This window comes from Streptomyces sp. JLSY215 (assembly GCF_059682825.1).
Window position 1 is genome coordinate 4,811,931 of record NZ_CM185022.1, and the last position, 24,059, is coordinate 4,835,989.

Sequence of the window (24,059 nt, forward strand, 5' to 3'; positions counted from 1 at the left end):
GACACCCACCCCTCCCGCAGAGTCTCGGCCGAGGCACCGGACCGTCCGTACAGCCCGGAATGCACGAACCAGAGCGCACAGACAGTCCCACCCCGGATACGCTCCGTTCAACATCACATTCGCCGTCACCGCAGCCAACGGTGCACGCCCCCGCTGCCCACGCCGCCCGTCCCGCCTGCGCCGCCCGCCCGCCCGCTTGCGCCGCCCACACCGGCCAAGCCGCCTCGCCGAACCAGGGACCGAGACCGAGGGATCGATCGCTCATGGCCACCAGCCGCTTGCTCCGCACCTCCGCTGCCGTCTTCGCGGCCACCGCCCTGCTGATCTCGGGCTGCTCATCGGGAGGCCCGGCCGCCCCCCATACGGCGGCGTCCCCCGGCCGCGCGAATGACGCCGGCGCCGAGCGCGCCACCCCCGGCGACGGTTCGTCGTCCGTCCTGGAACCCCTCCCGACCGTCCTTCCGGCGGACCTGCGCCCCTTCTACGCCCAGAAGCTCAGCTGGCACGCATGCGGCGTCGCCGGCTTCGACTGCGCGACGATGAAGGCGCCGCTGGACTACGACAATCCCGGCGCGGGGACGATCAAACTCGCGGTGGCCCGCAAGAAGGCGACCGGCCCCGGCAGCCGCCTCGGCTCCCTCATGGTCAACCCGGGCGGCCCCGGCGGATCGGCGATCGACTACCTCCAGCAGTTCGCGCCCCAGCCCGCGGCCGTCCGCGCGCGCTACGACATGGTGGCCATGGACCCGCGCGGCGTCGCCCGCAGCGAACCCGTCGAATGCCTCACCGACAAGCAGATGGACCGCTACACCCAGACCGACCAGACCCCTGACTCACCTGCCGAGGTCAACAAGCTCACCACCGCCTACCGCGACTTCTCCAAGGACTGCGAAGCCCGCTCCGGCAAGCTGCTCGGGCATGTCTCCACCATCGAGGCGGCCCGCGACATGGACATGCTGCGCGCCGTCCTGGGCGACAAGAAGCTCACCTATGTGGGTGCCTCCTACGGCACCTTCCTCGGCGCCACCTACGCCGGTCTCTACCCCACCCGCACCGGCCGTCTGGTCCTCGACGGCGCCATGAACCCCGAACTCGACTCCCGCACCACCAACATCAACCAGACCGCGGGCTTCAACACCGCCTTCATGTCCTTCGCCGCCGACTGCATCAAGCACGCGAACTGCCCCCTCGGCAACAAGGACACCGCAGACGCCGGCCGACGCCTCTCCGCCTTCTTCAAGCAGCTCGACGCCCATCCGGCCGAAACCGGCGAGGCCCGCAAGCTGACCGAGTCCCTGGGCACCACGGGCGTGATCGCGGCCATGTACGACAACCAGTCCTGGCCCACCCTGCGCGTGGCCATCGCCCAGGCCCAGAAGGGCAACGGCCGAGCCCTGCTCGCCCTCTCCGACAGCTACTACGAGCGCAACGCCAGCGGCCACTACGCCAACCAGATGTACGCCAACCCGGCCGTCAACTGCCTCGACCTCCCGCCCGCCTTCACCACCCCCGACCAGGTCCGCGCCGCCCTCCCGGAGTTCCGCAAGGCCTCCCCGGTCTTCGGCGACACCTTCGCCTGGTCCGCCCTGAACTGCGCCTACTGGCCCGTCAAGCCCAGCGGCAACGCCCACCGCATCCCGGCCAAGGGCGCCGCCCCCATCGTCGTCGTAGGCACCACCCGCGACCCCGCCACCCCCTACACCTGGGCCAAGAGCCTCGCCGGCCAGCTCTCCAGCGCGACCCTCCTGACCTACGTGGGCGACGGCCACACCGCCTACGGCCGCGGCAGCGACTGCATCGACACCGCCATCAACACCTACCTCCTCGAAGGCACCGCCCCGCCCAAAAACAAGCGCTGCACCTGACCCGCACCCCGCCGCCCCTGACCAGCCCGTAAACCCGTGCAGAAGCACCCCCTGGCAATGTGTAGACTGGGCCGCGCACCACGCCGCCTTAGCTCAGTTGGCCAGAGCAACGCACTCGTAATGCGTAGGTCTCGGGTTCGAATCCCGAAGGCGGCTCAGTGAGAAACCCCAGGTCGGATCCGTTCCGACCTGGGGTTTTCTCGTTCGGTGGAGGTGGCGACGGCGGCGGGAGCCGTGCCGCGGGTGTGGCGGTGGTCTCGGTGCTGGTCTCGGATGCGGGCTCCTGGCGAGGCGGGAAGGCGTTCCCCGAGGATCTCCGGGATGGTGGGCATGTCCACGTCCGGCTCGTTGACGGCGGTGCCCGTGGTGGGAGGGCGTCCGCCCTGGTGGCAGTGTCCGGGCGGAAGCCGGACCTCGGGCGGGGGGGGGAGTGCGGGACGCCAGTCGCCGTGGAGCCGTCCGGCGGATCCGATTTCCGAGGGGATGGGCGCCGCCCTGTCGCTAAGCTCGTGTGGGTGCTGATGACCAAGTACACCCATTCCTGTGTCCGGTTGGAGCATGACGGTGGCGGCACGCTCGTCATCGATCCCGGAGTGTGGAGCGAGCCCGAGGCGCTCGTCGGGGCGGATGCGGTGCTGGTGACGCATGAACACGGCGACCATGTCGACCCGTTGCGGCTGAAGGGGCTGGGGGTGCCCGTCCACGCGCCCAGGGGGGCGCGGATTCCCGGGCTGGAATTTGTCGGTGTCGTCCCCGGCGAGGAGTTCACCGCGGCCGGGTTCCGGGTGTCGGCCCATGGCGGGCGGCATGCGCCGAGTTACGGGAATCTTCCGGACTGCGCCAACCTGGGGTACCTCGTCGAGGGGCGGCTCTATCATCCCGGGGACTCGTTGTGCCTTCCCGGCCGGCCGCTGGAGACCCTGATGGTGCCGCTGCAAGGATCCTGGTTGAAGACGTCCGAGGCCATCGACTTCGTGCGGGCCGCCGCGCCGGAACGGGCGTACGGCATTCATGACGGGCAGGTCAACGGGCGGGGGCTGAGCAGCCTCAACGGCTGGCTCGGGGACGAGTGCGGCGGCCGCTACCAGTGGCTCGCGCCGGGGGAGTCCGTCCGATGACCGAGTCGCCCGCCCCCGCTCCCGGTGCCCACCCCGGCCCCGTCCTCTTCACCGTTACCGGGCCGAAGGGACCCGGGCGGCTGAGCACCATGGCCCGGCCCCGCGGGCACGGGCGCCTCGCGGCCGATATGGCGGCCCTGCGGCGGGCCGGCACCGACATCCTCGTGTGTGCCCTCACCGACGCCGAGCGCACCGCACTCGGTCTCGCGGACGAGCCCCGCCTCGCCGAGGCCGCCGGGCTGCGGTTCGTCCCCCTGCCCATCCCCGATCTGACGGTTCCGTCGATCCCCGCCGTCCTGCCGGTGCTGCGCGGGCTCGCCGCGGACCTGCGGGCCGGTGCTCATCTCGTCGCGCACTGCCGCTGCGCCATCGGGCGCTCCTCCCTGATAGCCGTCTCGCTGCTGATCCTGGAAGGCAGCGCGCCGGAGCGCGCCTGGGCGCGGATGGAGCGGGCACGGGGCAGGCGCGTGCCGGACACCGAGGAACAGTGGGAGTGGGCGTTGGATTTCTTCCGGCATGTTCGGCATGTTCGGCACGTTCGGCATGTGGAGGGTGGGAGGGGGGACCGGCGGCCGCCGGTGGCGTAGCGCCGGGTGCGGCGGAGGTCCGTCGGGGGAGCGGGGTGTTCAGGGGGCGGGCAGCTCGTAGGGGCGGAGGTACGGGCCGGGGCGGTAGTGGAGGAAGCGGGCCGGGGAGGTGGGGTCGGCCGTTCGCGCGGCGGAGTTGAGGGAGCCGGCGGAGGTGTTGCCCCAGTGGCCGGTGTGCACGCGGTGGTCGAGTGCCTTCACCGCGGCGGCGAACTCCCCGGGGGAGAAGGTGCAGTGCCCGGCGTTGTGCACATAGGCCTGGCGGAGGTTGTGGGTGCGGCCGGCTCGGGTGACCGCGCGGCGGTACGCGCTCTCGGTCTGTACCGGCACCAGAGGGTCGCCGATGGTGTGCACGTCGAGCTGCGGTTTCGTCAGCCGGCCGGTGAAGGTGACGTTGCGCTCCAGGTAGCCGACGGCGCCGCGGTCCGCCCTGGTGCGGGGTGCGTGGGCCAGCGTGCGCAGGTCGTCGCGCAGGGAGCGCCCCGCGGATCGGTAGAGGGCCTTGACCTGGCGGTAGTTGGCGGAGCGGCGGAGCATCGCGGCGTAGTCCACGCCGGTGTTCCAGGACATGTTCCCGCCCGCCCGTGCCTCGGCTTCCTGGCGCCAGGAGAAGGCGGGGCCGGTGATGAGGTTCTGGATCACCGGGTACTGGGCGCGTTCCTGGCCCGTGTGGTCGCCGGGGGAGGGGCGCGGCCGGTCCGGGCTGTTCCAGGCGGGGATGTTGTGCAGGGCCGCGGCGAGGGCGATGCGGGCGCGCCCCGCCCCGGTGTCCTGTGCCCGTGCGACGGTGCCGCTCAGGGCCGCGGCGGCGTTCCTGGCCTCCCGCTGGTTGGCGAATCCGGTCAGGGGGATGCCGGAGCGGGGAGCGAGCAGGGTCTTGAGCGCGTAGACGGGGTCGAGGGTGTTGTTCCAGTTGGCGACGCCGCCGTGCACGAGCCCGCACATCGCCAGCGAGCCGTCGATCCGGTCGGCATGGCGTTCGGCGGTCGCGGTGGTGACGAGTCCGCCGTACGACTCGCCCCAGGCGAGCGTGCGCCGGGGCGGGCCGACGCGCCGGGCGAACGCGCCGAGCGTGTGCAGCTGGTCGGGCACGGCCTGCTCGGCGGCCCAGCCGGTGCCGGCGTAGGAGGAGCCGGCGAGGGCGTAACCCTGCCGGAGCAGCAGCGCGCGGGTGGCTTCGTCGGGGGCGTCGACGGCCGGGTTGGCGCTGCCTTCCGGGCGGTAGCCGTGGCTGAACAGCAGCACGGTGCCGTGCCATGCGGCCGGTACGTCGATCACGTAGGCGGCGCCGGAGCCGAGCGTGCCGGTGAGGTGGCGGGGGTGTGGCCCGTCGGGGGCCGCGGTGGCGGGCGGGGCGGGGGCCGCGGCGATGAGCAGGGCGGCCAGCGCCATGCCGGTGGCGCGGCGTGTCCGGGAGCGGGGTGGGCGTGCGGGGGTTGTGGTGGTGGTCATGGCGGGGCCCCTATGCGTAGAAGCGGGTCAGGCTCCGCAGGACGGCCGCGGGTTTGGGGCCGCCCTCGATCTCGAGGGTGCCGTCGACCGCCAGCTGTACGCCGTCGCCGGGCACGTCGTCGACCGAAGCGAGGCGGGCCACCAGGCGGATGCGGGAGCCGACCGTGACGGGCGCGGGGAAACGCACCCTGTCCAGGCCGTAGTTGACCTTGGTGGTGACGCCCCGCATGTCGAGCAGCTCGGTGAACAGCGGGATGAAGAGGGAGAGGGTCAGGTATCCGTGGGCTATCGGGGCGCCGAACGGACCGCTCGCGGCGCGCTCGGGGTCGGTGTGGATCCACTGGTGGTCTCCGGTGGCGTCCGCGAAGGTGTCGATGTGCTCCTGAGTGATCTCGGTCCATGCGCCGGCGCCGAGATCGCTGCCGGCGAGCTTCTTCAGTTCGGCCAGGCCGTTGACGGTGATGCTCATCGGGGGCTCCCTAGGTGTATTGACCCGCAGCGTTGTTCACGCGGCTGATGGGTGGTTTCCCGTCCAGTGCGGTGTGGCATCGGTGGTGGTTGTAGGTGTGGAGGAAGTCTGTCAGGGCTTCGGTGCGTTGGGTGTTGCTGGTGTAGGGCTGTAGGTATGCCCATTCGTCGAGCAGGGTGCGGTTGAAGCGTTCGACCTTGCCGTTGGTCTGTGGGCGGTAGGGGCGGATGCGTTTGTGGGCGATGCCCGCGGCGGTGAGGGTGCGGGTGAAGTGCCTGGACTTGTAGCAGGGGCCGTTGTCGGTCAGGACCCGTTCGACGGTGATGTCGTGGGCGGTGAAGAAGGCATGGGCCCGCTGCCAGAAGCCTGCGGCGGTCTCTTTGCGTTCGTCGGTGAGGACTTCGCTGTAGGCCAGGCGGGAGTGGTCGTCGACGGCGGAGTGGATGTAGCTGTAGCCGATCACCGGTTTACAGCTTCTGCGCTGGTCGGTGGTGGCCTGGCGGTTGCGGTCGCCGGTTTCTCTGCCGACCGTGCGCCATCCGCCTCCGTCGGGGATGTTGCCCAGCTTCTTGATGTCGACGTGGACCAGCTCGCCCGGCCGGGCCCGCTCGTAACGCCTTACCGGCCGGCCGGTGGGCCGGTCCAGCCAGGCCAGGCGGTGCAGTCCGTGGCGCGTGAGGATGCGGTGCACGGTGGAAGCCGGCAGGCCCAGGATCGGTCCGATGCGGGCAGGTCCCAGCTTGCGGCTCTGCCGCAGTTCGCAGACGCGGGCTTCGGTCTCGGACCCTGTGCGGTGCGGGGTGGTGCGAGGTCTGCTGGAGCGGTCGTGCAGGCCCGCCTCGCCTTCGGCTCGCCAGCGTCGGACCCACTTGTGCGCGGTGGGCCGGGATACGCCCATTTCAGCCGCCACATGAGCCACAGGGCGGCCGGAGCGGACACGTTCGACCAGCAGCCGCCTGCCGAAGACGGTCAGCCGGGCGTTACGGTGGGACACGAAGACCTCCGTACGGTGTAGTCCTAGACACCTCCACCACACCGGAGGTCTTCGCCATGATCAAGCTCAGCGACCGTTAACAACGCTCGTGATCAATACACCTAGGGGCGGAGAGGGGAAGGGGTTTCCGGCGGTGCCGAACCGCTCGCGCAGCAGGGGCTTGCGGAGCTTGCCCGAGGCGGTGCGCGGGAGTTCGGTGGCGACGGCCAGGGACTTGGGCGCCTTGTAGGAGGCGAGGCGGCCGGCGAGGAAGGCGCGGAGCTCTTCCAGGGAGGGCGGCGCCTTGGGGTCCGCGGGGACGATGACCGCGCGCGGCACCTCGCCCCAGGCCGGGTCCGGTACGCCGATGACGGCGCACTCCGCGACGGCGGGGTGGGTGGCGAGGGCCTCTTCGACCTCGGCGGGGTAGACGTTCTCGCCGCCCGAGATGATCACGTCCTTGAACCGGCCGACGACGGTGACATAGCCGTCGGCGTCGACCCGCGCGGCGTCGCCCGTCCGCAGCCAGCCCTCGGCGAACGCGGTGGCACCGGCCTCCGGCAGCCCCCAGTACCCGGCCATCACATGCGGCCCGTGCACCAGGACCTCGCCCGGCTCGTCCGTACCGGCCTCGGTGAGATCGGGGCGTACGACGCGGACATCGGTGAAGAAGTGCGGCACCCCCGCGGATCCGGCCTTGGCGGTGGCGTGTGCGGAGTCCAGGAACAGGACGCCGGGGGCGGCCTCGGTCATGCCGTAGCCCTGCTGGAAGACGAGGCCGCGCCGCTGGTAGGCCGTGATGAGCGCGGCCGGGACGGGCGATCCGCCGCATTGCAGGGTGCGCAGCGAGGACAGGTCCGCCGACGGCCAGCGCGGGGCGGCGGCGATCCGTTCGTACATCGTGGGGACGCCGAACATGGTGGTGATCCCCAGGTCCTCGATCAGGCCGAGGGTGCCGTCGGGGTCGAAGGATTCGACGAGGACGCAGGTGCCGCCCTTGAGCAGGACGGGCAGGGTGAGCATGCCGAGGCCGGCGGCGTGGAAGAGCGGGGCGGTCACCAGAGCCCGTTCGTCGGCGCCGAGATCGGCGTCGATCAGGACGTTGACGGCGTTCCAGGTGAGGTTGGCGTGGGTGAGCACGGCGCCCTTGGACCGGCCCGTCGTGCCCGAGGTGTACATGATCAGGCAGGTGTCGGTGCCGGCGACCGGCTCGTCCAGGGGGACGGCAGGCGCCCCGGCGAGCAGCCGCTCGTACTCCTCGCCCGTCTCCACCGTCCGTACGGGCTGCGCCCCGGTGGCCCTCGCGGGGACGAGCGGCGCGAGGGCGGGGGAGCGGACCAGGAGGCGGGCGCCCGAGTCGGCGAGCTGATGGCCGATCTCCTCCGGGGCCAGGCGGGTGTTGAGCGGGACGAAGACGGCGCCGAGCAGCCCGGAGGCGAAGAGGGTTTCGAGGAAGGCCGGATGGTTGGGGCTGAGGCAGGCGACGCGGTCTCCCCGGCGGATGCCGGCCGCGCGCAGTGCGTGCGCGAGCCGGGTGGTGCGGTCGTGCAGCTGCGCGTAGGTGTACGAGGTGCCCTCGTGGACGAGGGCGGTGCGGTGCGGGGTCTTGCGGGCGCGGCGGGCCGGCCAGGAGCCGAGTCCCTCGTTGCGCATGGCGATGCCCCCTTCTGGAGTGGTGGCCAGGTGCGGTGAACCGGTGTGGCGGCCCGGTGTGGTGACGTGGCGTCAGGACTTGCCGAGGCCCAGCAGGCGGGCGGCGTTGTCCTTGAGGATCTTCGGCCGTACGTGGTCCTTGATGGCCAGGGCGTCGAAGTCGGCGAGCCAGCGGTCCGGGGTGAGGACGGGGAAGTCCGAGCCGAACAGGACCTTGTCCTGGAGCAGGCTGTTCGCGTACTTGACGAGCTGCGGCGGGAAGTACTTCGGCGACCAGCCGGAGAGGTCGATGTGCACGCCCGGTTTGTGGGTGGCCACGGCGAGGGCCTCGTCCTGCCAGGGGAAGGAGGGATGCGCCAGGATGATCTTGAGGTGCGGGAAGTCGGCGGCGACGTCATCCACGTACAGCGGATTCGAGTACTTCAGCCGGATGCCTCCGCCGCCCGGTACGCCCGCGCCGATGCCCGTCTGACCGGTGTGGAAGAGCGCGACGGTGCCGGTCTCCTCGATCACCTCGTACAGCTCGTACGCGAGGCGGTCGTTGGGATAGAACCCCTGGATGCTGGGGTGGAACTTGAAGCCCCGCACCCCGTATTCCGCGACCAGGCGCCGCGCCTGGCGGACCGCCGCCCGGCCTCGGAAGGGGTCGAGGGACGCGAAGGGGATGAGGACGTCGGGGTGGGCGGCGGCCGCCTCGGCGACCTCCTCGTTGGGGACCGGCGGGGTGCCGGTGGCGGACTCGGCGTCCACGGTGAACACGACGGCGGCCATGTTCCGTTCGCGGTAGTGGGCCGCCATCTCCTCCAGGGTCGGTTTGCGCTTGCCGGCGACCTTGAAATAGGCGCCGGACGCGTCGTGCAGGTCGTCGTCGAGGGAGGCGTGGCCCGCGGCGGAGACCTCGGCGTGGGTGTGCACGTCGATCGCGGTGAGGGTGGCGGGGTCGAGGGCGGGGCGGTAGGGCGCGCTCATGGCTCAGCGCTCCGGGACGCGCGGGGCGGGGATGCCGACGGACTCCGGCCGGGCGCCCACCGAGGTGTGCCAGGCGTCGGCGATGGTCTGCGGGCTCCAGCCGCCGTCGGCGTAGGCGGTGGCGGTCTCCTGCGGGTGCGACCACAGGGCGAGCCGGTCGCCGCCGATGCCGATGCACTGCCCGGTGATCCCGCGCGCCGCGTCGGACGCGAGGAAGGGAACGAGCGCGGCACAGTCCTGCGCGGTGCCGAACCCTTCCCCCTTGCGGAGGAAGTCCGGCAGCGGCGTCCCCTGGAGCCGCAGGGCCTCGACGTACGGCGCGAAGGCGGGGATGGTCTCGGTCATGGCGGTGGCGGCGACGGGCACGACGGCGTTGACCGTGATCTCCGCCTTGGCCAGCTCCATCGACCAGGTGCGGGCCATCGCGGCGATCCCGGCCTTGGCGGCGGCGTAGTTGGTCTGCCCGAAGTTGCCGCGCTGGCCGGCCGGGGAGCCGACGAGGATCAGGCGGCCGCCCGCGCCCTGTTCGCGCATGCGGATCGCGGCGGCGCGGGCACAGGTGAAGGTTCCCCTGAGGTGGGTGGTGAGCACCGCGTCGAAGTCGTCGTCGGACATCTTCCACAGCACGCGGTCGCGGAGGATTCCCGCGTTGGTGACGAGGATGTCGAGCCGGCCGAACTCGTCGACGGCGCGGGCCACGAGGCGGTCGGCGGCTTCGGCGGTGCCGACCGCCACCGCCTCGGCCACGGCGCGCCCGCCGCTGTCGCCGGCGGCCTCGGTGACGGTCTCGGCGGCCTCCTGGGCGAGGTCTTCGTCCAGGTCGTTGACGACGACGTGGGCTCCGGCGCGGGCGAGGGCGGTGGCGTAGGCGAGTCCCAGGCCGCGGCCGGAACCGGTGACCACGGCGGTCCTGCCGGTCAGGTCAACGCGTGGGGCGGCGAGGGGAGTTGGGGTGGGAGTACCGGGCACGGAGGCGTCCTTTCGGCGTACGGTCCGACCGGAAGGAAGCTAGGACCAATAATTGTTGACGTCAATAGTTGTTGTTGAGGTGAAGGTGCGGCATGCTGACCCCGTCGGCGCCCGCCGCCGCCCGCCCCGTACCCGGCCCCGACCATGGAGTGCGTCATCAGCATCGAGCCCACCCCCCGTACCGTCTCCGGCAATCCCGTCGACGCGGACGAACCGTGGATGCGGAGCCTGCATGCCGACACCGGCTACCTGCTCTACCGGCTCGGCCTGCGCTCCGGTCAGCTCTTCAACGCCGCCCTCCAGGAATCCGGCCTCCGGCTGCGCCACTACGCGGTGCTGCGCTACCTCGCCACCGTCGAGGGCGCGCTCCAGCGGGAGTTGAGCACCCGGCTCGGCTACGACCCGAGCGCCATCGTCGGACTCGTCGACGACCTCGAAGCCCTGGCGTTCGTCGAGCGGGCCCCTGCACCCGCCGACCGCCGCAGCCGGATCGTCGTGCTCACCGCGAAGGGCGAGGCGTTCCTGCGCGACACGGACGCCGCGAGCCACCGCGTCACGGACGACCTGACGGCGGCGCTGACCCCGCGCGAACGCGAGACGCTCCATGGGCTGCTGCTGCGCATCGCGCGGCCGGAAGCGACGTGAGGGCGTCTCCGTCGGCTGGAAGCCCAGGTCACGAGGGTCGTGACCTGGGCTTTTCCGTATGTGCGGGCCTCGGTGGTGCCTCGGCGGCGCCTCGGCGGGCTCTTGTCGGAGCGGTTGGCCGCGGTCACCGCGCGGCGGCGAGGAATCCGAGCAGGTAGGTGAGGGCGAAGATCGAGGGGACCCATTGCTCGACGTGGGTCAGGGGGAGGTAGCGGCGCCAGTCCCGGCCCTGCCCCAGCGCCTGCCACTCGGCCCGGGAGTAGGCGTAGGCCGGGAGCCGCTCCTCCAGTGCGCCGATGACGGCGTACTTGGCGCCGTTGAGCTGGCGGTAGGAGCGGATGATCAGGAACCAGGCCGCGCACTGGGTGACCAGGATGACCAGCGCGCCGGCGAGCAGCCACACGGGAGCCCTGGCGACGCCGTCGCTCAGTGCCGCGGCTCCCGCGGCGATGGCGCTGTTGAGGGAGAGGAAGAAGGTGTTGGTCAGGCTTCGGCGCGAGCTGACCCGGTCCGCCATTTCCACGCAGAGCTTGTACTGCTCCAGCACCGCGGTCTGGTAGCGGTCGCGCTCGCGGGTGTAGGTGGACGGATCGACAGAGGTGTTCCAGAGGTTGTCCGGAATCGACGTCATGGGGGCAGCATGGCCGTCGGCGCGGCAGTTGTCAGCGGTGCGTGGTGGGAGGGGCGGTCGGGAAGGTGGGGAAATCCGCGTCGATGGGGGTCGCCATGCCCGTCAGCGCTTCCAGGAGCGGTAGTCCGCCGTCGATGAGGAGATAGAGGGCGGCGGCGGTGACCAGGGAGAACGTCACACGTCGGCCCCAGAAGGCGATCCGGTTGCCGTGCAACTCCCCCAATTCCGGCAGGAGTCGAAAGGCGAGGCAGGACTCCAGGGAGAAGAACCGCAGGGCGAGGGGCATCCGGAGGGAGATGCTCCGCGGACGCCAGTCCTCCGCGAAGCGGATGGCCGCCACCAGCCGTTGGCGGGTACGGCGCGGTACGGACACGGGCGGCAGGGGATGCGGCAGGAGAGCGGAGGCCCGCTTCCGGAAGGCCTCGTAGAGGTCCCGGTCCCGCGGCACCAGAATGACGAGCTGCTCCGGCCGTAACAGCCGCCGCGCCTGCCGGAGTTCCCAGAACAGCGACTCGCCCTCGCCGCACCGCATCACCGTCAGCGAGCAGCGGGACATCAGCGTGGTCACCGCGGGGCGCCAGTCCTCGTCCCTGACCCTGGCCTTCGCCGCACCCAGCGTCTCGATCTCGTTGTCCAGGCCGATGAACGGCCCGATGCCCGCCATGGCGGTGGAGACCGCTTCCTCCTCGGTGACCAGGGACCCGAACCTGCTGGGCTCCCTGGCCTGCTTGTCGTCGCGGAACGAGCGCAGGTACAGCACCGGCGGGCGCGGATCCTCCAGCAGGACGGTGCGTACGTCCCGGGAATTCTTCAGCTGGATCGCGCGCATCGCCGCACGGGCCCGCGGCCAGACGACCAGCGCGATCAGCGAGCCGACCGCGAGGAACCCCAGGGGTACGCCCGCGAGGCGCGGTCCGGCGGCCAGCCGGTAGGCGCCGCCGACGAACATCAGCGCGCAGTAGAACAGGAACCCGAGCGCCCAGGAGCCGCATCCGGCGGCCGTCCGCCGCCGCGGTGCGACGTCGTCCAGCAGCGTGAACACGTCGTGTGCCTGGTGGGAGGCGTAGCGGCCGAGGGCCAGGCACGGCCGCGGGGCCTCGTCCGCCACCCCCGTCAGGGCCCGGTCGCCGAATCCGTGCCGCCGGTAGACCTCCGGCCTGCCGGACTCGGCGGTACCCCGGCCCGTGAGGTACATGGCCCCCGACGCATAGCACCAGCGCAGCGCGGCATGGACGAGGGCGTCCTCCACCACCCGGACGGCACCGATGCCGACGGACCGGTCGACCTGGAGGTGCGCGATCTCCCGCACCTGCGGGGCATCCGGCAAGGTCCGCACCCGGACCGAGCCCGCCGCCTCGCCCGCCAGCTCCGCGCGGGCGGCGAACGAGCCGTCGTCGGCGGCCGGCTCGGTCCGTAGCGTCACCCGCGCCCGGGCCGCTGCCGCCGCCGTGTGCGCTTCCAGCAATCGGGCCGCGAACAGGACGTTGGCGCCCTCGCGCAGGCCGTTGAGGACCAGCGTGTCCGGGTCGTCGACGGGGCCGGGATACGGGGGGCGCGCGTCCGGGAGGTGGAGGCGCAGGGCCGGGGGGTAGCCGTGGGTGTAGGTGATGCCGTCGAGGGCGGCGAGCGGGATGATGCGCGCCGAACCGTCGGCGCTGTGGTGGCCGCCGCCCCTGAGCGTGATGACGTGGCCGTCGAACTCCGCCTGGCTGAGGATCGCCCGCAGTACCCGGGGAGGGGAAGGTACGGGCAGCCGCGGCCCGGAGCCGTCGGGTGGGCCGGCGTCGTGGATGGCCTGGGTCAGGAGGCGGTGCAGATGCTCGGCCCGGCGGAGTTCCCGGCGGTGGAAGCGGATCAGATAGGGGTCGTCGAGCTCGGGCAGCTGCTCCCCGATCACCTCGGCCACGGCGTCGATGCCGGGGTGCGGGACCAGCCGCAGGGTGCACCACCTGCCACGGTCCTGCGGCGGGCGGAGCACGGCGGCGGAGAGCGCCCGGACGGGCAGCGGGCGGCCGTCGAGTGCGTGCTGCAACGACCGGCCGCCGCGCCCGGGATACCGGATGACGCACTGCTCTCCGTCGAAGTCGAGGTGGGCCGGGTGGCCCGTCAGCCGCACCGGGAGGCCGGCGGCCCGCCCGTCCTCCGGGTCCCCGGCCGAGCGCAACGCGTCCATACGAGCCTCCCCCAAGCCGCGGGCGCCCACCTTCACACCGCCAGCGGAGCACTCGCAAGTGCCTTGTTACAGAAGGGAGTTGAGAGGCGTTCGAAGTGCGCCCGGCGCCTCCGCCCCGGGACCGAACCTCCGGCGGTACGCCGACGGGCTCAGGCCCGTCTCGCGGCGCAGGCGGGCGCGGAGGTTGGCGGCGGTGCCCAGGCCGCTGCGGTGGGCGACCACGTCGAGGCGTTCCTCGCCGCGCTCGATGAGACGGCGGGCGAGGGTGATGCGTTCGCCGGTGAGCCAGGCCAGGGGGGTGGTGCCCAGCTGGGCGCGGAAGCGGCGGTGCAGGGTGGCCTGACTGACGGCCGCGCGGGCGGCCAGGTCGGCGACGGTGAGGGGGGTGCCGAGCCGCGCCTGGGCCCAGGCCAGTACGGGGGCCAGCGACGCGTCCGGGATGTCGGGTACGGGCCGTTCGACGAACTGGCGCTGGCCGCCGTCGCGGTGGGCGGCGAAGACGAGGCGGCGGCTGACGGCGTTGGCGACCTCGGCGCCGTGGTCGCGGCGGACGAGGTGCAGCCCGAGATCGAGGGCGGCCGAGCTGCCCGCCGCCGTGAGGATGTCGCCGTCGTCGACGAAGAGCACGTCCGGTTCGAGCCGTACGGCGGGGAAGCGGTCGCGGAAGGAGGCCGCCCACTGCCAGTGCGCGGTGGCCCGGCGGCCGTCCAGGACACCGGCCTCCGCGAGGGTGAAGGCGCCGCTGCAGAAGCCCACCAGGCGGGCGCCGCGGGAGTGCGCCCGCCGGATGGCGTCCAGTACGGCGGGGCGGCGCGGTACGTCGGTGTCGGGACGGTTCGGGACGATCAGGGTGTCGGCGGTGTCGGCCAGTTCGTCGAGGTCGCCCACGCCGGTGAGGGTGAAGAAGCCGTCCCGCATGCGGGTGCGGGGCGCGGGGGAGCAGAGGGCGAAGGAGTAAAGGCCTTCCGGGCGGCCGATTTCAGGTCGGCGGAGGCCGAATATCTCGGTCGCGCAGCCCATTTCGAAGGGGTTGGAGTTCTCGTCGACGATCACGACGACGCGGTGCGGGGCGCGGCGCGGAGGCGTGGGCTCCGGTGTCGCCGGTGCCTGCGAGGAATCGTGCGGCATATGCGATTTCTAGCACTCGCGGGCCGCCCCGGCGCGGCCGAGGATGAGCCCATGAGCAGCGAACCGATCTCTCTCGCCCGGGCGTTGGCCTCCTTCGACGACCTGTGGAGCCCGCGCATCGCCACCCGTGTCAACGACTACGACGTACGGATCGCCAAGATGAAGGGGGAGTACATCTGGCATGTGCACGAGGACACCGACGAGTTCTTCCTGGTGGTCGACGGTGAACTGCGCATCGGGCTCCGGGAGGACGGGCGCGAGCGCTCGGTGACGCTGCCGGCCGGGTCGGTCTTCACCGTGCCGCGGGGCACCGAGCACCGGCCGTACTCCGCCGACGGCGCCTCGGTCCTGATGTTCGAGCCCACCGGGACGCTGACCGTCGGCGACCGGCACGAGGAGATCCCGGACCACGTGGACGCGACCACGGGGCACGCGCTGGAGCGGTGAACCGGATCGGCGGGGCCGGAGCCGGAATCCGGCCCCGCCGGGCGGCCGGGGGGCGCCCGCCGGGGCTGCCGGGCCCGCCGGCCCCGCCGCGACCGGGAACCGGCCCGCCGGATTCTTTCTGTCCCGGTAATTAATCCTTCCCGTTCCGGTCTTTTACTGCGCCGGGGAGCCCGCTCTAGAGTCGAGACATCGGGGCGATGGCCGATTATGCGCGGTGTCGCGATAAATGGGCCTGCGATTAGTCTTTCTCTTCCGGTGTACGGCGCGTTTATCGTCGATTCGTCTCTTCGTCGAGTCGGCCCGGTGTTCCCGCAGGAGTGGGCACCCGGCCAAGTGGAATACCTGGGAGCATTCGTGACGACCACACCGGAAGCGCAGCAGATCGCGCAGCATCATGCACCGCCGGCCCGCCCGGCACCGCCCGGACGCCCGCCGCGCTGGAAGCAGACCATTCTCACGTTCGTCGGTATCTATCCGATGCTGACGCTCTTCCAGCTGATCTTCGGGAAACAACTGGCCACCCTTTCCCTGCCGGTCCGCGTCCTGATCATCGTCGCGGTCGTCGCACCGCTCGCCACCTACGTCGTCTTCCCGGCCCTGACCAAGCTGGCCGGACCGCTGATGAGGCCGGCGGCGCCGCGATCGGGGCCCACCGGCTGAACCAACACCGAAACGGGGGAAATTCCGCATGTCTCAACTCCTGCCCGAAAACGATCGGGCCGGCGGTGACCTGCTCACCAGGGAGGACACCGGAACGCGCACGGTGCTCATGGACATCCGTTCCCTGGATATGTTCCTGGAGCTGTGTACCGAGGAATATCTGAGCTGTACACCAGAGGACCCGCCTGGCTGTTTTGCCGTCCTCGTCGGATCGCTGTTCGGTGATATCGCTCATATCAACCGGCTTGAGTTCGCCCGGAACGTAAGGGCGTCCGACGACACCGCAGAAGCGGAATTCGCGGCCAATATCGTGCCCTGCTTCGGTGCCGCGTACAACAACAAACGCCGCGGCTACTGGTGCGATGCGCGCGACCTCCTGCGCATCGACCGCGAGGCGCAGCGCGACGGTCTGGACATCGTCGGCTCCATCCATCTGCACCCCGACTGGCACCGGATCGGCCCCGCGCACGAGCGCGGCATGCGGATCAGCGAGCAGACGACGCCGATGGACCGCCACATGTTCGCCAACACCCGCTGGCCGATCAACATGATCTGCTACCTGGAGAGCCGGGAGACGGCACTTCTGCCGACCCTCGCGGCCTGGGCGCCGCCGCCCGGCGAAGACGCATCCGACGCCTGTGCACCGCTCGCGCTGCGGGTGCGCGACGGCGCGGGAGAACTCCTGGAAGGGGACGCGCTGCGGCTCTCCCCGATCGAAAGGGTGAGGTGAACCGATGCACATCGTCATCGCGTGGTGGGATCTGGCCGAGTCGTCCCAGACCATCGATTCGCTGCGGACCTATCTCCGCGACGAGTCCGTGACCGCCTTCACGGACGTACCCGGGCTGCGCCTGAAGACCTGGATCTCCGACCGGAACGCCAACCGCTGGGGCGCCGTACTCCTGTGGGAGTCGCGGGAGGCCGCGGCCCAGCCGCTGCCCGGCCGCGCGCCGCAGATGATCGGCTACCCGCCCACCGCCCACTGGGCGTTCGACGTGGAGGCGACGGTCGAGGGCCGGTACACCCAGGAAACGCTCGCCGGACTGGGACTCGCCTTCGCCGCGCAATAAGCGCCGCACGGAACGCCGCTCAGGACCCCCGTCCGGCCACATCAGCAACGTCCTTTCTTTCCTAGAAAATTGAACCATCGCGCGATTTAGGGCGTGGTTTACAGTGAGGGCGTCGCTTGAGCTGGACGGGGGGTCCTCTGGTGGCAACACATCCTTCCACCGGGGAGACAGAGGCTGCTGAAGGTGCCGCCCGTCATGGGCGGCCGACCTTCCCTCCCTCACCCGTGGTGGACCCATGAATATCGAATTGCGGCACTTCCGTTACGCCATAGCCGTCGCCGAGGAACTCAGCTTCACCCGCGCCGCCCAGCGCCTGCACGTCGCCCAGTCGGCGCTCTCGGCACGCATCAAGGAAATGGAGGCCGAGCTCGGCGTCGCGCTCTTCCACCGCACCACACGCCGGGTGGAGCTGACGGAAGCCGGCAAACGATTCGTTGCCGAGGCCGAACACGCCCTGCGCCACCACGAAGAGGCACTGCGCCAGGCCCGCGAGGCGGCCAGCAGCATAAGAGCCAGGCTCAAGGTCGGCTTCCAAGGAGTGGCGGCGCTGGAGCTGACACCCTTGATACTCGACGCGTTCGAGGGCCGATGTCCCGGCGTGGAAGTCGAGATGTGCCGCTACGACTGGGACGACCCATCGGCGGGCGCCAACACCCAAGAGGTCGACGCGGCATTCGTACGCCCGCCGTTCCAGGCCCGCGACCTGAAGATGGAGCCGCTGTTCGCGGAACCCCGGGTCGCGGTGCTGCCGCATCGCCACCGCTTCGCGGCCCGCCCGCGCGTCCACATCACCGAGCTGCTCAACGAACCCTTCGTACTGCGCCGCAGCCCCGACCGGATCTGGGCCGACTACTGGATGTGCGCCGAATACCGGCGGCGGCTGGACATGCCGCGGCTGGTCGAGGTCTCCAGCGCGGACGACGAACTGCAGGCGGTCGCGGCCGGCCGGGCCATCAGCATCACACCGGCCGCCGCCGCCCGCTTCTACCCGCGCTCCGGCATCGTGTACGTACCGGTGGACGGCGTGAGCCCCAGCACCGTCGCGCTCGCCTGGTCGCACAGCACCACGAACCCGGCCGTCGCGGCCTTCACCAAGGCGGTCCGCCAGGTCTGCCGCACCAAGCCCCACATCCTGCGCACGATCACCGACCCGATGGGCTCCCTCACCCAGGACCTGCGAGGACGCGCGGGCTGACCGCACGCCGCCGCGGCAGGCCGCAGCCGGCCGCGGCGGGCGAGCACGGTGCCGGGCGGGACGGGCTCCCGGCCGCCGTCCGGCCCGGCACCGCCCCGCACACGGCCGCCCGCCGCCCCGGCTCAGCCCCCGCAGGCCGCCCCGACGGGCGTACGCGGCGCCCGCTCCCGCCGTTCCGCGGCCCGCAGCAGCACCCGCGCGCCATGGCTCAGCGCAGGCATCGGCCGGGGATCGGGGTCCGGTACGAACCGCGCCCCCTCCGCCCGGTAGGACCATGCGGGACCGCGCTCGACAAGACCCGCCAGCGCCCAGACGAAATCGCTGACGTCCTGCTCGGTGATCCCGGCCCCGAGACTGACCCGGAGCGCGTCGCCGCCGGCACCGCCGTCCCCCAGCAGATGCCTGACCAGCGGATGAGCGCAAAACCGCCCGGTGCGCACGGCGATACCGTGCTCCGCGGACAGCGCCGCCGACAGCAGACCCGGCTCCAGGCCCCGCACGCTGAACGTCACGGTGCCGACCTTCGGGTGCCGCTCGTCCCACATACGGTGCACCCGCAGGCCCGGAATGCCGGCGAGCTCCCGCTCCAGCAGCGCGGTGAGCCGCTCCTCCTCCTCGACGAGCCCCAAGCGCAACGCGCCGTGCAGCAGCTCACACGCCGTCGCCAGGGCGTAGTTGCCCAGGAAGTTCGGCGACCCGGCCTCGTGCCGCTGCGGCGAAGGCGCCCAGTCCACCGACTCCGGACCGACATGGCGGGTGGCGCCGCCGCCCGCCAGATACGGGGCCGCGGCATCCAGCCAGTCGGGCCGGCCGACCAGCACACCGGCGCCGAACGGGGCGTAGAGCTTATGCCCGGAGAAGGCGACATAGTCGACGTCCCAGCCGGACATGTCCAGCGGCCGGTGCGCCGCGAGCTGCGCGGCGTCCACCGCGACCCGTGCGCCGTACCGGCGGGCCACCTGGGCGAGTTCGGCGACCGGCCACACCTCGCCGGTGACATTGGAGGCCCCGGCGAGGGTCACCAGACGGGCGCCGCCGCCCGGGGCCGCCGAGGCCAGCGCCGCGTCCAGGAGCGCCAGGGCGTGCGCCGGGCTGTCGGGCACCGGCAGGCGGCGCACGGTGCGCCGCTCCCACGGCAGGAGATTGGCGTGATGCTCGGTGGCGAAACCGAACACCTCGCAGTCCTCCGGCAGGGCATGGGCCAGCAGATTGAGCGAGTCGGTGGTGTGGCGCGTGAAGATCACCGTGTCGTCGGGGCGGGCCCCCGTGAAGGCGCGCACCGATTCCCGGCAGGCTTCCTGAAGTTCGGTACACACCGCCGAGGGAAACCCGTCCCCCCGGTGCACACTGCCGTACCAGGGCAGGATCTCGTCCACCGCATCGCGCACCTGCGCGGCGCACGGCGCGGTGGCGGCGTAGTCGAGATCGAGCCGGCGGACCTCCCCGCCGGTCACCAGGGGCACCCACTGCCGGTCCCCCACCAGTGTCAGCTTCTCCATCGGTTCATCCCCCGTCATGCTTCCCCCGGCGTCATCCGTACCGTTCACCGACAACACGGCAGTGGGGCGGTCTCCGCGCCCCCGGCCACCGCCGGGATGACCGATATGACCGCCCCTTGCGCGACGGCGCTACGGACGCCGTCGGCGAAGCGGATGTCCTCGTCGCCCACATAGACATTGACGAACCGGCGGATCTCGCCGTCCGCGTCGGTGATGCGGTCGCGGATCCCCGGGAACCGGCCTTCCAGGGACTCCAGAATCTCCACCACAGTGGCGCCGGAGGCGGTCACCTCGGCGGCGCCGGCGGTGTAGCTGCGCAGAATGGTCGGTACGCGCACGGTTACGGACATGGTTATCCGTTCTCCCCTCGATCCAGTGTGCTTGCGACCGTACGACGGGCGGGCAAAGCAGGGGAAAGTCCAATACGGGCATGATTTATCGCCCGCCCGGCCACAATTCCCGCGCCGGTTCCGGAGCGCCGGGACGGGATGGGTGCGCGTACACGCACACGGATGGCCCTCCCGCGTGGCGGGCGCCGGGGGATCACGGCATGTTGGGGCCAGCGCCCAGGAGGCCCCCATGGACGGGAGACCGGACCGCACCGCACGCGGGAAATCGCTCCACATACCTCTCCGAAATCCGCTCCGGATCCCACCCCGGAATCCGCTCCGGTTCCCTCTCCGGAAACCGCTCCGGAAGCGACTTCGAAGTCCCCGCGGAAATCCGCGCCGCCGATCGTTCCCGGGCCCGATGAAGCCCGCCGCGGCGGGCGTTGCCTTCATAGCCATGGCGGCCGTGCCGCTGTCCGCGGCGGGGGCCGGGCCGCGCGCAGGATCCGCCGGGGCGCCGCTCGTCATCGCCCACCGCGGCGCCTCCCGCTACGCGCCCGAGAACACCCTCGCCGCCGTGGACGCCGCCCACCGCCGCGGGCTCACCTGGGTCGAGAACGACGTCCAGCGCACCAAGGACGGCCAACTGGTGGTGCTGCACGACACCACGCTGAGGCGCACCACCGACGTCGAAAAGGTGTTTCCCGGCCGGGCACCCTGGCGGGTCCGCGATTTCACCGCGGCCGAGATCGCGCGCCTCGACGCCGGAAGCTGGTTCGGGCCGCGGTTCGCGGGGGAGCGGGTGCCCACGCTCGCCGACTATCTACGCCGTCTGGACCACAACGACCAGCGGCTGCTGTTGGAGATCAAGTCCCCCAAGGCCTATCCGGGAATCGAGGACGACGTCGTCCGCGAACTCCGTCGCCGCGGCTGGCTGGATCGCGTGCATGTCAGGAACCGTTTGGTCGTCCAGAGCTTCTGCGCGGCATGCGTGAAGGTGGTCCACGACCTGGTGCCCCAGGTGCGTACGGGGATCCTGGGATCGCCCCGAGTGGCCGAACTGGCGCGTTACGCCCGATTCGCCGACGAGATCAACCCCCGTATGTCCGCGCTCAGTTCGCGCTGGATCAAGGCCGTGCACCGACTCCGCGGCCCGCACGGCAGGCCGTTGCGGATCTACGCGTGGGGTGTGGGGAAGAACACGGGCGTACGCGAGGCGCGGGCCCGGGGTATTGAAGGGGTCATCACCTAGGGCGCATTGCGGGGGCATTGTCTTGATTTCGCGGGCAGCCGGTTCCGAATATGCACCCGCCTCCGGCGCACGGTACGTTCAGGGGGCGTGAAGGAGCTGTGGAAGCCGGACAAGCGGCTGGTGAGCCGCGCCGGGCGGGGATTTACGGGATTCCCGCGGCACGGCTATGGTGCCAGGGATGTTCGACGCCGCCACACTCCCCGTTAAAGAACTAAGACGCAGGATGGCGCTTTTGGGTTCCGATTTGGGGCCCGGTGCGGGCCCGCGTCCAGCTCCTCCTCAGGGTTCGTTCCAGGAGGGCCCTTGACGAACGATTTTCCGGCGTACGGCGATCGACGGGCGCCCCTTCCCCCGCAGCGGCAGGTGCCCGACGCGACGTCGTACGACCCGCTGAGAGCGGGCGCGGCGACCGCCACCATGGCGCCGGCCGCCGCGACGGCCACCGGCATCGGCGCAGCCGCCGGTGTGCCCACTGGCGTGGCCACCGAGGTGGGCACCGCCGACCAGCCGACGTCGCAGACCAGCCCGGACCGCCAGGCCACGCGCGCGAAGCCCGCCGCCGGATCGCACGGCAGGCACAAGGCACGCAAGGCGCACGGCAAGGCCCAGACCGGTGCCGACGCCAAGGCGAAGCCCCGTGACGCGTTCTTCGACAACGCGAAGTTCCTGGCCATCGTGCTGGTGGCGATGGGGCACTCCTGGGAGCCGCTGCGCGACGGCAGCCGGTCGGCGGCCGCGCTCTACATCACCGTCTACGCCTTCCACATGCCGGCGTTCATCATCATCTCCGGCTACTTCTCGCGCAGCTTCGACATGCGCAAGGACCGGCTGCAACGGCTGATCACCGGCGTCGCCGTCCCCTACATCCTCTTCGAGGTGGCCTACACCCTCTTCAAGAGGTGGGCGGACGACGATCCGCACTACCCCATCAGCCTCACGGACCCCTGGTACCTCACGTGGTTCCTGCTGGCGCTGTTCGTGTGGCGGCTGACCACTCCGCTGTGGAAGATCGTGCGCTGGCCGGTTCCGCTGGCACTGGCCATCGCGGCGCTCGCCTCCATATCGCCGGACATCGGCGACGACCTGGACCTCCAGCGAACGCTGCAGTTCCTGCCCTTCTTCGTGATCGGGCTGTGCCTGAAGGCCGAGCACTTCAAGCTCGTACGCCGCAAGAAGGCGCGCATCCTCGCCGTACCGGTCTTCGCCGCCGCCCTGGTGTTCGCCTACTGGGCCGCGCCGCGCATGAACGCCGCGTGGTTCTACCACCGTGACGCCGCACAGGAACTGGCCGCCCCGTGGTGGAGCGGCGTGGTGATGACGCTGGCGATGTTCGGCTGCTCGCTGGTCCTGGTGGCCTGCTTCTTCGCCTGGGTGCCGGGCCGCACGATGTGGTGCACGGCGCTGGGCGCGGGCACGCTCTACGGCTACCTCCTGCACGGCTTCGTCGCCAAGGGCTCCCGCTTCTGGAACTGGTACGACAACCCGTGGGTGCACAAGCCCTGGGGCATGGTGCTGATCACCCTCGCCGCCGGCACCCTCATCACCCTGCTCTGCACGCCGCCGGTACAGCGGTGCTTCCGCTGGGCGATGGAACCCAAGATGACCTGGGCGTTCAAGAAGGACCCGGTGGGCATGGCCCGTAGCCGGAACTGAACGCCAGGACGCCAGGGCGTCAGGGCGTCAGGGCGTCAGGGCGTCAGGGCCGCGTGAACAGTGTCAGGGGCACCTGTCCCACCGGGATCTCCGGGGGAACAGGTGCCCCTGACCCGTTCGTCCCCGCCCCCTACGGACCCGTTCCGGCGCACCACGCACGCCCCCTGGCCCTCCCGCTCCTCCCCGGTAGTCCCCCACCCCTCCCCACCCCTCCCTGGTCCGCGCGACCTAGTCCATGGGGCGGATGGGCCTCGGCCCATCAGCCGATCGCACCCCGTCACCACGTCTCCTAGGCTCGTCACACGGCCGAGCACCGGCCGTGGAACGCGGAGGCACCACACCATGACCGACAGCGGTTCCGTCTGGGGCGGAGACCGGATACGCCTCGACGACTACCTGGCCCGCATCGGCTACCAGGGCGACCGCGAGCCGACCCTCGACGCCCTGCGCCGGCTGCACGCCCGCCATTCCGCATCCATCGGCTTCGAGAACGTCGACGTGGTCCTCGGCCGCCCGATCCCGCTCGACCTGGAAACACTCCAGACCAAGATGATCGACCGGCACCGCGGCGGCTACTGCTACGAACACAACCTCCTCTACGCCGCCGCCCTCGACCGCTTCGGTTTCCGCGTCTCCGGCCTCGGCGCCCGCATCCGGATGGGCGACGACCGCCTCCGCCCGGTCACCCACGCGCTGCTGAAGGTCGAGCTGGACGGCGAGGACTTCATCACCGACGTCGGCTTCGGCGCCTCGGCCCTGCGCGAACCCCTCCCCCTACGGGACGGAATCGAGGCCCGCCAGGGCGCCTGGACCTTCGCCTTGGCCTACGAGAAGAAGACCGAGGCCTGGGCGCTGCGCTCCCGCACCGCCGACGGCTGGATGGACCTCTACGCCTTCGGTGCGGAGCGTCGCTTCCCCGTCGACTACACCGTCTTCAACCACTACATCTCCACCCACCCACGCTCGCCCTTCGTCAGGCGCCTCGTGGCCCAACGCCCGCTCCCCGACCTGCGCAGCACGCTGATCGGCCGCGAACTGACCCGCACCCACCCGGACTGGTCCACCGAGGTGCGCGAGGTGCCACCGGAGGAGACTCCGGAGGTCCTGGAGACGGAATTCGGGATCACCCTGTCGGGGGCGGACGCCGAGGCGTTGGTCGCATTTCAGGGCAAGTTCGGGGATGCCCCCTAGGGGTATGGCTACCCCCTGGCCTTATCGCTACCCGGATCGAATGCGTCGACGCACAACCCCACGAACGACCGCGAACGTGCGCGACACGCAACCCCCGAACGCGACCGCGAACGTCAACGTGAACGTGCGCG

General features: G+C 71.3%; 23 protein-coding genes and 1 tRNA gene. 13 read left to right on the forward strand and 11 right to left on the reverse strand.

Annotated features, from left to right (window positions below):
• Positions 1 to 263 precede the first annotated feature (263 nt).
• The 4 genes from AC5677_RS21540 (at position 264) to AC5677_RS21555 (ending at position 3,570) form a co-directional block, all read left to right on the forward strand.
• The gene (locus AC5677_RS21540) at positions 264 to 1,865 is read left to right on the forward strand and encodes an alpha/beta hydrolase (RefSeq protein WP_497189556.1); all 1,602 of its coding nucleotides are present in this window, start codon (positions 264 to 266) and stop codon (positions 1,863 to 1,865) included.
• An 82-nt stretch (positions 1,866 to 1,947) separates the two neighbouring features.
• Positions 1,948 to 2,021, forward strand: a tRNA-Thr gene (locus tag AC5677_RS21545).
• 365 nt (positions 2,022 to 2,386) lie between these two features.
• Positions 2,387 to 2,983, forward strand: coding sequence for an MBL fold metallo-hydrolase (locus tag AC5677_RS21550; RefSeq protein WP_497196706.1), 597 nt, complete (start codon positions 2,387 to 2,389; stop codon positions 2,981 to 2,983).
• The gene (locus AC5677_RS21555) at positions 2,980 to 3,570 is read left to right on the forward strand and encodes a phosphatase domain-containing putative toxin (protein ID WP_497189557.1); all 591 of its coding nucleotides are present in this window, start codon (positions 2,980 to 2,982) and stop codon (positions 3,568 to 3,570) included. Before AC5677_RS21550 ends, AC5677_RS21555 begins: the two co-directional genes overlap by 4 nt.
• A 39-nt stretch (positions 3,571 to 3,609) precedes the next feature.
• Here AC5677_RS21555 and AC5677_RS21560 read toward each other — a convergent pair whose 3' ends face one another.
• The 6 genes from AC5677_RS21560 to AC5677_RS21585 form a co-directional block, all read right to left on the reverse strand.
• Positions 3,610 to 5,022, reverse strand: a complete 1,413-nt coding sequence (locus AC5677_RS21560; protein WP_497189558.1) for an alpha/beta hydrolase family protein — start codon at positions 5,020 to 5,022, stop codon at positions 3,610 to 3,612.
• A gap of 10 nt (positions 5,023 to 5,032) precedes the next feature.
• Entirely contained in the window at positions 5,033 to 5,491 is a 459-nt protein-coding gene (locus AC5677_RS21565) for a MaoC family dehydratase (protein ID WP_497189559.1), read from the reverse strand.
• A 10-nt stretch (positions 5,492 to 5,501) separates the two neighbouring features.
• Positions 5,502 to 6,485 carry an IS481 family transposase gene (locus AC5677_RS21570; RefSeq protein ID WP_497189560.1) on the reverse strand — a complete coding sequence of 328 codons (984 nt, stop codon included), beginning with the start codon at positions 6,483 to 6,485 and terminating at the stop codon, positions 5,502 to 5,504.
• Between the two features lie 66 nt (positions 6,486 to 6,551).
• On the reverse strand, positions 6,552 to 8,117 hold the full coding sequence (locus tag AC5677_RS21575) for an acyl-CoA synthetase (RefSeq protein WP_497189561.1): 1,566 nt from the start codon (positions 8,115 to 8,117) through the stop codon (positions 6,552 to 6,554).
• A 72-nt stretch (positions 8,118 to 8,189) separates the two neighbouring features.
• Positions 8,190 to 9,086: an amidohydrolase family protein gene (locus AC5677_RS21580; protein WP_497189562.1), complete on the reverse strand. Its 897-nt coding sequence runs from the start codon at positions 9,084 to 9,086 to the stop codon at positions 8,190 to 8,192.
• A gap of 3 nt (positions 9,087 to 9,089) precedes the next feature.
• On the reverse strand, positions 9,090 to 10,055 hold the full coding sequence (locus tag AC5677_RS21585) for an SDR family NAD(P)-dependent oxidoreductase (RefSeq protein WP_497189563.1): 966 nt from the start codon (positions 10,053 to 10,055) through the stop codon (positions 9,090 to 9,092).
• Positions 10,056 to 10,199: 144 nt separating this feature from the next.
• On the opposite strand from AC5677_RS21585, the gene AC5677_RS21590 reads away from it, so the two are divergent.
• The gene (locus AC5677_RS21590; RefSeq protein WP_497189564.1) at positions 10,200 to 10,700 is read left to right on the forward strand and encodes a MarR family winged helix-turn-helix transcriptional regulator; all 501 of its coding nucleotides are present in this window, start codon (positions 10,200 to 10,202) and stop codon (positions 10,698 to 10,700) included.
• A gap of 124 nt (positions 10,701 to 10,824) precedes the next feature.
• On the opposite strand, the gene AC5677_RS21595 is transcribed toward AC5677_RS21590, so the two are convergent.
• The 3 genes from AC5677_RS21595 to AC5677_RS21605 all read right to left on the reverse strand — a co-directional run bounded on the left by AC5677_RS21595 (position 10,825) and on the right by AC5677_RS21605 (position 14,632).
• Positions 10,825 to 11,331, reverse strand: coding sequence for a RipA family octameric membrane protein (locus tag AC5677_RS21595; protein ID WP_497189565.1), 507 nt, complete (start codon positions 11,329 to 11,331; stop codon positions 10,825 to 10,827).
• A 31-nt stretch (positions 11,332 to 11,362) separates the two neighbouring features.
• Entirely contained in the window at positions 11,363 to 13,504 is a 2,142-nt protein-coding gene (locus AC5677_RS21600) for a DUF4429 domain-containing protein (RefSeq protein WP_497189566.1), read from the reverse strand.
• Between the two features lie 66 nt (positions 13,505 to 13,570).
• Positions 13,571 to 14,632 (reverse strand): helix-turn-helix domain-containing protein, encoded by a 1,062-nt coding sequence (locus AC5677_RS21605; RefSeq protein WP_497189567.1) that lies wholly within the window; start codon positions 14,630 to 14,632, stop codon positions 13,571 to 13,573.
• Positions 14,633 to 14,683: 51 nt separating this feature from the next.
• Between AC5677_RS21605 and AC5677_RS21610 the strand changes: the two genes are divergently transcribed.
• The 5 genes from AC5677_RS21610 (at position 14,684) to AC5677_RS21630 (ending at position 18,004) form a co-directional block, all read left to right on the forward strand.
• Positions 14,684 to 15,079: a cupin domain-containing protein gene (locus AC5677_RS21610; RefSeq protein ID WP_497189568.1), complete on the forward strand. Its 396-nt coding sequence runs from the start codon at positions 14,684 to 14,686 to the stop codon at positions 15,077 to 15,079.
• Between the two features lie 354 nt (positions 15,080 to 15,433).
• Positions 15,434 to 15,739 (forward strand): putative antibiotic biosynthesis monooxygenase, encoded by a 306-nt coding sequence (locus AC5677_RS21615; protein ID WP_497189569.1) that lies wholly within the window; start codon positions 15,434 to 15,436, stop codon positions 15,737 to 15,739.
• A gap of 28 nt (positions 15,740 to 15,767) precedes the next feature.
• Positions 15,768 to 16,469, forward strand: a complete 702-nt coding sequence (locus AC5677_RS21620; protein ID WP_497189570.1) for an MPN domain-containing protein — start codon at positions 15,768 to 15,770, stop codon at positions 16,467 to 16,469.
• Between the two features lie 4 nt (positions 16,470 to 16,473).
• Entirely contained in the window at positions 16,474 to 16,809 is a 336-nt protein-coding gene (locus AC5677_RS21625; protein WP_497189571.1) for a hypothetical protein, read from the forward strand.
• Between the two features lie 235 nt (positions 16,810 to 17,044).
• Positions 17,045 to 18,004: a LysR family transcriptional regulator gene (locus tag AC5677_RS21630; protein WP_497189572.1), complete on the forward strand. Its 960-nt coding sequence runs from the start codon at positions 17,045 to 17,047 to the stop codon at positions 18,002 to 18,004.
• Positions 18,005 to 18,126: 122 nt separating this feature from the next.
• On the opposite strand, the gene AC5677_RS21635 is transcribed toward AC5677_RS21630, so the two are convergent.
• A complete protein-coding gene (locus AC5677_RS21635) occupies positions 18,127 to 19,503 on the reverse strand; it encodes an aminotransferase class V-fold PLP-dependent enzyme (RefSeq protein WP_497189573.1) in 1,377 nt (458 codons plus the stop codon).
• A 44-nt stretch (positions 19,504 to 19,547) separates the two neighbouring features.
• A complete protein-coding gene (locus AC5677_RS21640) occupies positions 19,548 to 19,853 on the reverse strand; it encodes a MoaD/ThiS family protein (protein ID WP_497189574.1) in 306 nt (101 codons plus the stop codon).
• 400 nt (positions 19,854 to 20,253) lie between these two features.
• Between AC5677_RS21640 and AC5677_RS21645 the strand changes: the two genes are divergently transcribed.
• The 3 genes from AC5677_RS21645 to AC5677_RS21655 all read left to right on the forward strand — a co-directional run bounded on the left by AC5677_RS21645 (position 20,254) and on the right by AC5677_RS21655 (position 23,928).
• On the forward strand, positions 20,254 to 21,084 hold the full coding sequence (locus tag AC5677_RS21645) for a glycerophosphodiester phosphodiesterase (RefSeq protein WP_497189575.1): 831 nt from the start codon (positions 20,254 to 20,256) through the stop codon (positions 21,082 to 21,084).
• A gap of 303 nt (positions 21,085 to 21,387) precedes the next feature.
• Entirely contained in the window at positions 21,388 to 22,737 is a 1,350-nt protein-coding gene (locus tag AC5677_RS21650) for an acyltransferase family protein (protein WP_497189576.1), read from the forward strand.
• 342 nt (positions 22,738 to 23,079) lie between these two features.
• Positions 23,080 to 23,928: an arylamine N-acetyltransferase family protein gene (locus tag AC5677_RS21655; RefSeq protein WP_497189577.1), complete on the forward strand. Its 849-nt coding sequence runs from the start codon at positions 23,080 to 23,082 to the stop codon at positions 23,926 to 23,928.
• Positions 23,929 to 24,059 lie beyond the last annotated feature (131 nt).